The 7866-nt window shown below is 69.6% G+C and carries 13 protein-coding genes; 10 read left to right on the top strand and 3 right to left on the bottom strand.

The genetic code is table 11. The annotated features are described in order from the left end of the window. Nucleotides 1-121: 121 nt before the first annotated feature. Nucleotides 122-898, bottom strand: a complete 777-nt coding sequence (locus IG98_RS0134520) for a WD40 repeat domain-containing protein (RefSeq protein ID WP_084195855.1) — start codon at nucleotides 896-898, stop codon at nucleotides 122-124. A 212-nt stretch (nucleotides 899-1110) separates the two neighbouring features. Between IG98_RS0134520 and IG98_RS51175 the strand changes: the two genes are divergently transcribed. The 10 genes from IG98_RS51175 to IG98_RS0134470 all read left to right on the top strand — a co-directional run bounded on the left by IG98_RS51175 (nucleotide 1111) and on the right by IG98_RS0134470 (nucleotide 6331). Further along, nucleotides 1111-1260, top strand: coding sequence for a hypothetical protein (locus IG98_RS51175; protein WP_157594687.1), 150 nt, complete (start codon nucleotides 1111-1113; stop codon nucleotides 1258-1260). Then, nucleotides 1260-2255, top strand: coding sequence for a hypothetical protein (locus IG98_RS0134510; RefSeq protein WP_211264257.1), 996 nt, complete (start codon nucleotides 1260-1262; stop codon nucleotides 2253-2255). The genes IG98_RS51175 and IG98_RS0134510 overlap by 1 nt, the downstream gene beginning before the upstream one ends. Nucleotides 2256-2325: 70 nt before the next feature. Continuing rightward, nucleotides 2326-2820, top strand: coding sequence for a hypothetical protein (locus tag IG98_RS0134505; protein ID WP_211264256.1), 495 nt, complete (start codon nucleotides 2326-2328; stop codon nucleotides 2818-2820). Between the two features lie 77 nt (nucleotides 2821-2897). Then, nucleotides 2898-3026, top strand: a complete 129-nt coding sequence (locus tag IG98_RS54445; RefSeq protein WP_281178566.1) for a hypothetical protein — start codon at nucleotides 2898-2900, stop codon at nucleotides 3024-3026. Between the two features lie 250 nt (nucleotides 3027-3276). Next, nucleotides 3277-3744, top strand: coding sequence for an ArsR/SmtB family transcription factor (locus IG98_RS0134495; protein ID WP_084195854.1), 468 nt, complete (start codon nucleotides 3277-3279; stop codon nucleotides 3742-3744). A 2-nt stretch (nucleotides 3745-3746) separates the two neighbouring features. After that, entirely contained in the window at nucleotides 3747-4505 is a 759-nt protein-coding gene (locus tag IG98_RS0134490; protein WP_051753329.1) for a cation efflux transmembrane domain-containing protein, read from the top strand. Beyond that, nucleotides 4498-4809: a DUF3703 domain-containing protein gene (locus IG98_RS0134485; RefSeq protein ID WP_245651842.1), complete on the top strand. Its 312-nt coding sequence runs from the start codon at nucleotides 4498-4500 to the stop codon at nucleotides 4807-4809. Before IG98_RS0134490 ends, IG98_RS0134485 begins: the two co-directional genes overlap by 8 nt. A 23-nt stretch (nucleotides 4810-4832) precedes the next feature. Beyond that, a complete protein-coding gene (locus tag IG98_RS0134480) occupies nucleotides 4833-5117 on the top strand; it encodes a hypothetical protein (RefSeq protein ID WP_051753325.1) in 285 nt (94 codons plus the stop codon). Between the two features lie 56 nt (nucleotides 5118-5173). After that, complete coding sequence (locus IG98_RS0134475) at nucleotides 5174-5359, top strand: hypothetical protein (protein WP_051753324.1); 186 nt, start codon at nucleotides 5174-5176, stop codon at nucleotides 5357-5359. 90 nt (nucleotides 5360-5449) lie between these two features. Next, nucleotides 5450-6331, top strand: a complete 882-nt coding sequence (locus tag IG98_RS0134470; protein ID WP_211264255.1) for an IS110 family transposase — start codon at nucleotides 5450-5452, stop codon at nucleotides 6329-6331. Here the strand turns inward: IG98_RS0134470 and IG98_RS0134465 are convergent. Beyond that, nucleotides 6298-7530: an RNA polymerase sigma factor gene (locus IG98_RS0134465; RefSeq protein WP_030922076.1), complete on the bottom strand. Its 1233-nt coding sequence runs from the start codon at nucleotides 7528-7530 to the stop codon at nucleotides 6298-6300. The two genes, IG98_RS0134470 and IG98_RS0134465, sit on opposite strands and share 34 nt — an antisense overlap. Further along, nucleotides 7527-7850 carry a YciI family protein gene (locus IG98_RS0134460; protein ID WP_030922074.1) on the bottom strand — a complete coding sequence of 108 codons (324 nt, stop codon included), beginning with the start codon at nucleotides 7848-7850 and terminating at the stop codon, nucleotides 7527-7529. The genes IG98_RS0134465 and IG98_RS0134460 overlap by 4 nt, the downstream gene beginning before the upstream one ends. Between the last annotated feature and the right edge of the window lie 16 nt (nucleotides 7851-7866).

Raw genomic sequence — 7866 nt, 5'->3', positions numbered from 1 at the left:
CGCCCGGGCCGAGAAGCTCGCCGGAGGCGAACAGCTCCGGAGCGCGGCCGCGCCGGGCGGGCCTTCGGGAGGATCGGACCGGATGTTGGCGGTAGGGCTGCAGTGGTGATGAGCTACTGGGTCAGCGGGTCGGCCACAACCTCACGCTCTTGTCGGCGCTGCCGGTGGCGAGGGTTGTGCCGTCCGGGCTGAACGCCACCGAGAAGGCAGCGCGGGTGTGGCCGGTGAGGGTGGCAATGGTTTTGCGGTCGGCCACATCCCACAACTTCACGCTCTTGTCGCCGCCGTCGCCACTGGCGAGGAGTTTGCCGTCCGGGCTGAAGGCCACCGAGGAGACAGAGCCGGTGTGGCCGGTGAGGGTGGTAATGGTTTTGCGGCGGGCCACGTCCCACAACCGCACCGTGTTGTCGAGGCTGCCGGTGGCGAGGGTTGTGCCGTCCGGGCTGAACGCCACCGAGGAGACATCGTCGGTGTGGCCGGTGAGGGTGGCGACGGTTTTGCGGCCGGCCACGTCCCACAACCGCACCGTGTCGTCGCCGCCGTCGCCACTGGCGAGGAATCCGCCGTCCGGGCTGAAGGCCACCGACCAGACCTCGCTGGTGTGGCCGGTGAGGGTGGCGACGGTTTTGCGGCCGGCCACGTCCCACAACCGCACCGTGTTGTCGAGGCTGCCGGTGGCGAGGGTCGTGCCGTCCGGGCTGAACGCCACCGAGAAGACACTGTCGGTGTGGCCGGTGAGGGTGGTGCTCAGCACAAGATCGGTGGCGCTCGGTGTGGGGGCGGAGGTGCGGGTGCAGGCGACCGTGGTCGGTACGCCGATGGCGAGGGCGCCGAGTCCGCCCAGGAGCAGTGTGCGGCGAGATAGTGAGCGGCGCTGCCGCGGCGGAGTCGTAGTCACCCCTGTAGGTGTAGAAGGTCACGCTTGAGATTGTCTTGAGTGCCTCTGCGTCACCTTCCGCCCGCCCGGACCGAGCAGCCCGCCGGAGGCGAACGGCTCCGGAGCGCGCCCGGCAGGCGCGCCGGGCCCGGTCACCGACCCGAGCGGAAGTTGTCCGTTTTGCCCCGATTTTGCCGGGGGCAACTTGCGGGAATAAGCGCTTCCGGCATCTGGTGCAGCTGGATGTCACGCAGCAGGCCGACGCCGCCGTCGCGCTGGACGATCTGGACGTGTTCATGAAATGGGCACGCCAGGTCATCGCTATCCACGCGGTCGGCATCCCGGCGCAGCGTCGTGCTCGGCGCGAGAGCGTGACCACGTGATGGACGAGACGATCGGCAGCGTGATGGGCGACGACCCGCCCGAGCAGGCCATCGAGAGCGAGGGCGACGACGGCGAGGATGCCCTCGGCGCGGACATCGCCCAGTTCGCCACCTTGGAGCGCAAAGGTTCGTGGCTACTGGCCTATCTGGTTGCCCGGCGGGTCACACCCGGGGAAGGCAACGGCGTCGGATTCGAACAGAAGTCCACAAAGTGTTTCGACCGAAACACTTTCCGGCGCATCAGCGCCCGGGAGTTCGCCCGCCGGGCCGGCACCAGCGCCAAGCGGGTCATGGCCCTTTGGGAGGCATGGAACCGGCTGGCCGCCAACGGCATCGTTCCGCTCGCCCTCGACCTGCATCCGGGCGCGGACGTCGAACTCCCCGATGAGAAGCAGTATCCGTTCTATGGCAAGAACGGCTATTACCGCAGCTGGGACGCCCGCAACATCTCGCCCGAGCGGCGCGAGGCGATCGAGCGGGAGGCGGAAAAGTCCGGCACCCGCCCCTCGGCCATCACCTACGTCATGACCCACCCCAAGGCGGTCAAGACCGCGCTTTTGGCTGATGAGGCGATGCGATTGGCGGCGCGGGAGGCCCTGAAGGAGTTCGACGCGCGCCGGGCTGCCGCCGATGCGGCCGACCGCGCCGCGGCCGCAGAGGTCACCAGGCAGCGGCAGAGCGAGTACGACAGCGCCCGGCGCTCGGAGCGGGAGGCCTTCGCCGCCCAAGCCCGCGCGGTCCGTGACGGATCCGAGGCCGATGCGTCCATGGACGTCTTCAACGCCATGGCCGAGATCCGCATGGCCGCCTCCCGGGCGCTGTCGCTGCTGCACAAACAGCAGATCCGCTTCACCGCCGACCGCGCCCAAGCCATCGCCGAACTCTGCGACGGCGCCGAAGCGGCCATCACCGCCGTCCGCGACCTCGCCACCGGCTCCGCCCTGGACAACGCCGCGCTAGCGAAGTTCCCGGACGAGAACGGCAAGCTGCTGTGAGCCCACGGCAGACATCACGGAGCGGCGCGATGGGCTGGGCTGGACGCAGGCCGAGAACGACGTCGCGGACGTGATGATCTGGCTGCGCAGCAACCACGGGCGCGAGGTCAGCTACGCCGACATCGCCGTCGGCGTCATGATCCCCGACGGTCGCCGGCTGCGGCGGGCTGTCGGCGTTGTCCGCGTGATCGCGGCCAACCGGGGCGATCGTCTGGAGCGGTTCATGCCGTCGACCGACCCTGCCCGGCGCCGGGTCTGGGTGATCCGCTACATGCGCAACGGACACGGCGATGAGTTCAGCGCCCGCGACGCGATGGCCGCCGCACGAGCGGCGATGACGTCGGTGAAGGACGTGCACCGCGCCACCACGTTCGAGGCCGGCAACCCGCACTCGATCGCGCGCAAGGAGTTCGAAACGATGGCCAAAGCCGCTGACGAGTGCATCGCGAAGGTCTCCGGTCTCGACAAGGTCGGCCCGCAGGTGGTCCGGCAGGAGAACACCGGTCTGCTGTCCCAGATGATCGCCGATCTGGAGGCCCGGCTCGCCGAGCCGGCGGCAGGTTGACCAGGACAGCCTTGGCGTCATGGCGGCCATCCCCGGACCGCGCCGCACCCCTCGACGACCAGCCAGGAGCCCTGATCATGACCACCCTCGAACGCACCCTCGCCAAAGCCCTCACGGAGATCGTCATCAGGCTTGATCTCAGCGAACCTGGACACTCGCCCAGATGCCCGCCGACCCGCCGACCACCGGCGAACATGACCACGTGATGGCCGACTGTCACCGGATGATGGGCATGGGTGAGCACATGACAGGACAGGATTCGGCTCAGTGACGCGGGACAAGGATCCACCGCCCAAGCTCTGCACATCAAGATCCCCGGCAACCCTCACGTTGCCGGGATCCTCGCGCTTCCACCGGCCCTTCTCCCACGCTGGCTCCCCCGGCCCCACCCCGTCCCGGACGCTCCGCCTCGCGCACCCCTGCCAATACATAACCAAACTGGGCTATCATCGTCATATGGCGATTGATTCTGATGGTGGCCGGTGTGTCAGCGCCGACATCGCCGCGGGCATCTCTCCGGCGGCGGCGCTGTTTCACTCCCTGGCCGATGAGACCCGGCTGCGCATCGTGGCTCGGCTGGCCCGCGGCGAGGCCCGCGTGGTCGACCTGACCGCCGAGCTCGGGCTTGCCCAGTCCACGGTGTCCAAGCACCTGGCCTGCCTGCGCGACTGCGACCTGGTCGACTACCGCGCCGAAGGACGCCAATCCTTCTACTCCCTGACCCGGCCCGAGCTGATGGACCTGCTTGCCTCCGCCGAACACCTGCTGGCCGCCACCGGCCACGCCGTGGTGCTCTGCCCCGTTCACGGCACCCAGCCGCGCCCGGCAGACGCCCACAGCGCTCTGCAGGCCGAGTTCGACCACGACCTTGAGCGCCTCGGCGAACGGACAGGCGGCAAGATCGACGGGGAGGCGGTGTCGTGACCATGCTGAACCTGCCCGCCCCGGACCGGCGCGCCGTCCTTCAGCGCCGCATCCGACTGCTGGTCGCCGCCACCATCACCTACAACGTGATCGAAGCCGTCGTGGCCATCACCGCCGGCACCATCGCCTCCTCCGCCGCCCTGATCGGGTTCGGCCTGGACTCCATCGTCGAGGTCGCCTCCGCCGCCGCGGTCGCCTGGCAGTTCTCCGCCGCCGACCACGAACGCCGCGAGAAGACCGCCCTGCGGATCATCGCGATCTCGTTCTTCGCGCTGGCCGCCTACGTCACCTTCGACGCCGTCCGCGCCCTGCTCGGCGTCGGCGAGGCCGAACACTCCACCCCGGGGCTGATCCTGGCCGCCCTGTCGCTGATCGTCATGCCGTTCCTGTCGGCCGCGCAGCGCCGCGCCGGCCGCGAACTGGGCTCCGCCAGCGCGGTGGCCGACTCCAAGCAGACCCTGCTCTGCACCTACCTGTCGGCAGTGCTCCTGGTGGGCCTGGCGCTCAACAGCCTGTTCGGCTGGTCCTGGGCCGACCCGATCGCCGCCCTGGTCATCGCCGCCGTTGCGGTCAAGGAAGGCCGCGAAGCCTGGCGCGGGGACGCCTGCTGCCCGCACCCCCTCGCCCCCGCTGGCGAGGCGGGCGAGGCCGCCGCGGCGAGCGAGGAGGACTGCGCCGACGGGTGCTGCCAGCGCGACGCCCGCGCCACCGTCAGCATCGACACGACGATCAGGATGCGTGATGATCGGCCGGATGCCTGAGCCAGTGCGCGCCGCCCGCACAACAACCAACGACGAGGCGCACTGGTGGCACCTGGAGCGCGCCCACATCCTGTCCCAGCCCTGGCCCTGGCCGCACACCGCCAACCACATCGCGATGTTCATCCTCGCCGTCCGCCAACGTGACCGCCGCGAAGCGTTCCGCCAGGTGATCCGGATCATCGTCGCCGCCCCAGGCTCGGCGCTCGGCCGCTACCCCGAGGGCAACACCGGCCGCGCCCGCGTCGGCCTCACCCAGCCCATGCCCATCCCCGACGACCTGGCCGCCATGCTCCAGACCGCCTGAACCGCCAGCAGAGGAGCACATCAGTGGAGCAAGCGACCCCGTGGGCGGCGCTGACAAGCTGGGCACTGATCTACGGACTGGCGGTCAGCGCGCTGTTCACCGCCGTCCTGTTCGGCGGCGCGCTGACCGCCCGCGACTTCATGGTCCAGGACTACCCGCCCGCCATCCGCGACCGCTACGGCCCGAAAAGCCCGCGCGGGCAACGCGTCACCCGCCTGGCCAGCCTCATCGTCGCCATCGGCGTGGTCGCCATCCTGGCCCTCGCACTGACCCACCTCACCAAGCTCCCCCCGACGCCGGGCTGCTGATCGCCTTCGCCTACGCCTGGATCATCCTGCAGACCTTCAACCTGTTCGACCTGATCGTGCTGGACTGGCTCATCGTGGTCACCTGGCGGCCCGCCCTGGTCGTGCTGCCCGGCACCGAGGACATGTCCGACTACCGCGACCTCGGCTTCCATCTGCGCGGCTTCGCCAAGGGCATCGTCATCTGCTCGGTCGGCGCGGGCATCGCCGCCGGCGCCTGCAGCCTGCTGACGGCGCTCATCTGACCTTTGGTTGGCACCAGACGCCTCAGCCGCAGCCGGCCCACTTGCCTTACATCCCTTAACGGCCGTCAAGCGGCTGACCAGCTACGTCGCTTGAATACCCCAGATAAGTGTCACGTCTCGGGCGCCAAGAGCGACGCGGCCGACGCTCACATGCTGGCCGACATGGTCCGCACCGACTCCCACCAGCTGCGCCCGGTCGCCGGCGACAGCGCCGAAGCCGAGGCGATCGAGGTGGTGACCCAGGCGCACAAGGCATTGATCTGGGAACGGACCCGCCATGCTCAGCGGTTGCGGCACGCGCTGCGCGACTACTTCCCCGCCGCCCTGCAGGCGTTCGAGGACCTGGCCGCGGCCGACACGTTGGAGTTGCTGGCCAAGGCCCCTGATCCCGCGTCGGCGGCCAAGCTGACCATCGGCCAGATCAGCGCAGCGCTCAAACGCGCTCGCCGCCAGGGTGTTACCGGCAAGGCCGCCGCGATCCAGGCCGCGCTGCGCACCGCGCACCTGGGCCGGCCCACGGCCGTGACCGCTGCCTACGCCGCCACGGTGGGTTCGGCGGTTGCGGTCCTCACCGTGCTGGGCGAGCAGATCAAGGCTCTGCAAGGGCAGGTGGGGGACCATTTCGACCGGCACCCGGCCGCTGAGATCGTCTTGTCGCAGCCTGGGCTGGGACCGGTCCTGGGCACCCGGGTGCTGGCAGAGTTCGGCGACCCTGAAGACCAGGACTCTCTACGACGAGGCAACCGCCTGGTCACACCACACCAAACCCCTTGCCGCTTGACACCTAAGCTCCTGGGATGTCTTTGCGGCCCGCCGCAGCTTCGGGAGTCCGGGGCCCCGTTGCTCGGCGAGAAGGGTTGGCGTCTGAACATGTCAACGGTGCAGCGTTCCGCGTCGCCCTTCATCTCTGTATCAAGTGCGCTCTTCAAACGCGGGCGCTACCGCAGTTGGTCGCGGCGGCGGGTGAGGTAGGCGGTCTCGCCGGTGTTGCCGGCCAGCTCGATGGCCCGGTCGTAGGCCGCGCGTGACTGCCGGCTGTGGCCCAGCCGGCGCAGCAGGTCGGCACGGGTGGCGTGGTAGGCGTGATAGCCGGCCAACACCTCGGCGAGACCGTCAACGATGGCCAGCGCCACCTCCGGCCCGTCGAGCTCGGCCACGGCGATGGCCCGGTTGAGGGCGATGATCGGCGAGGGGTCGAGGCGGACGAGCTGGTCGTAGAGGCCGAGGACCTGCGGCCAGTCGGTGTCGCCGATGTCGCGGGCGGAGGTGTGCACCGCGTTGATCGCCGCGAGAATCTGATAGCGACCCGGAGCCACCCCGGCAGCGGCAGCGGCCAGGCGCTCGCGCACCAGCCGATGACCTTCGGCGATCAGCTCCGCGTCCCAGGCCTCACGGTCCTGCTCGTCGAGCGCGACCAGTTCACCGCCGGCCGAGACCCGGGCGGCACGGCGGGCCTCGATGAGCAGCATCAGCGCCAGCAGCCCGGCCACTTCTCCGTCCTGCGGCAGGAGCGCGCGGATCAGGCGGGTGAGCCGGATCGCCTCGGCGGTCAGATCATGTCGTACGGGATCGGTGTCGGGGCCGCTGGCCAGGTAGCCCTCGTTGAAGACGAGGAACAGGACGGCCAGGACGCCGGAGACGCGAGCCGGCAGATCGTCCGCGGACGGCATCCGATAGGGGATGCGAGCCGCCTTGATCTTGGCCTTCGCGCGGGTGATGCGCCGCTCCATGGTGGTCCCCTGCACCAGGAAGGCACGGGCGATCTCGGGCACGGTCAGACCACCGACCATGCGCAAGGTCAACGCCACGCGGGCTTCCATCGCCAGCGCCGGGTGACAGCAGGTGAAGATCAGCCGGAGCCGGTCGTCATCGATGGCGCCAACAGGCTCGGGCGGGTCGTCGTACGTCATCTGAGCCTCCCTGTGCTTGTCGTCGCGCTTGTTCTCACGCCGGATCCGGTCGATGGCCTTGCGATTGGCGGTGGTGGTCAGCCAGGCGCCGGGATTGGGCGGTACGCCGTCGGCCGGCCACCGCTCCACGGCGGTCGCGAACGCCTCGGCCACCGCCTCCTCGGCGATGTCGAGGTCACCAAAGCGCCTGGCCAGGGCGGCGACCACCCGGGCCCACTCATCGTGGTGGGCCCGGGTGATCGCCTCCTCGACGTCGCTCACTGGAACGGCCGCACCTCGATCTTCCGATCGCAGACCTTCGACGCCTCGGCGGCGAGCTTGAGCGCCACATCCAGATCGGGGGCCTCCCACACCCAGACGCCGGCGAGGTACTCCTTCGACTCCACGAAAGGCCCGTCGCTGAACACCGCCTGCTCGCCCCGGTTGTCGATGACCGTGGCCGCGTCGGTGTCCGCGAGTCCGCCCGAGAAAACCCAGTAGCCCTCGGCGATCAGTCGTTCGTTGAACGCGCTGATGGCAGGCCGCCTGTCCGTGCTGCCAGGATTGCTCTTGTCATCGATCACGGAAACCAGGTACCGCATCTGAAGATCATCTCCT

Origin of the sequence: Streptosporangium amethystogenes (assembly GCF_000721075.1) — a bacterium.
Classification (GTDB): Bacteria; Actinomycetota; Actinomycetes; order Streptosporangiales; family Streptosporangiaceae; genus Streptosporangium; species Streptosporangium amethystogenes.
This window is presented reverse-complemented; position numbering and strand designations above follow the sequence as displayed.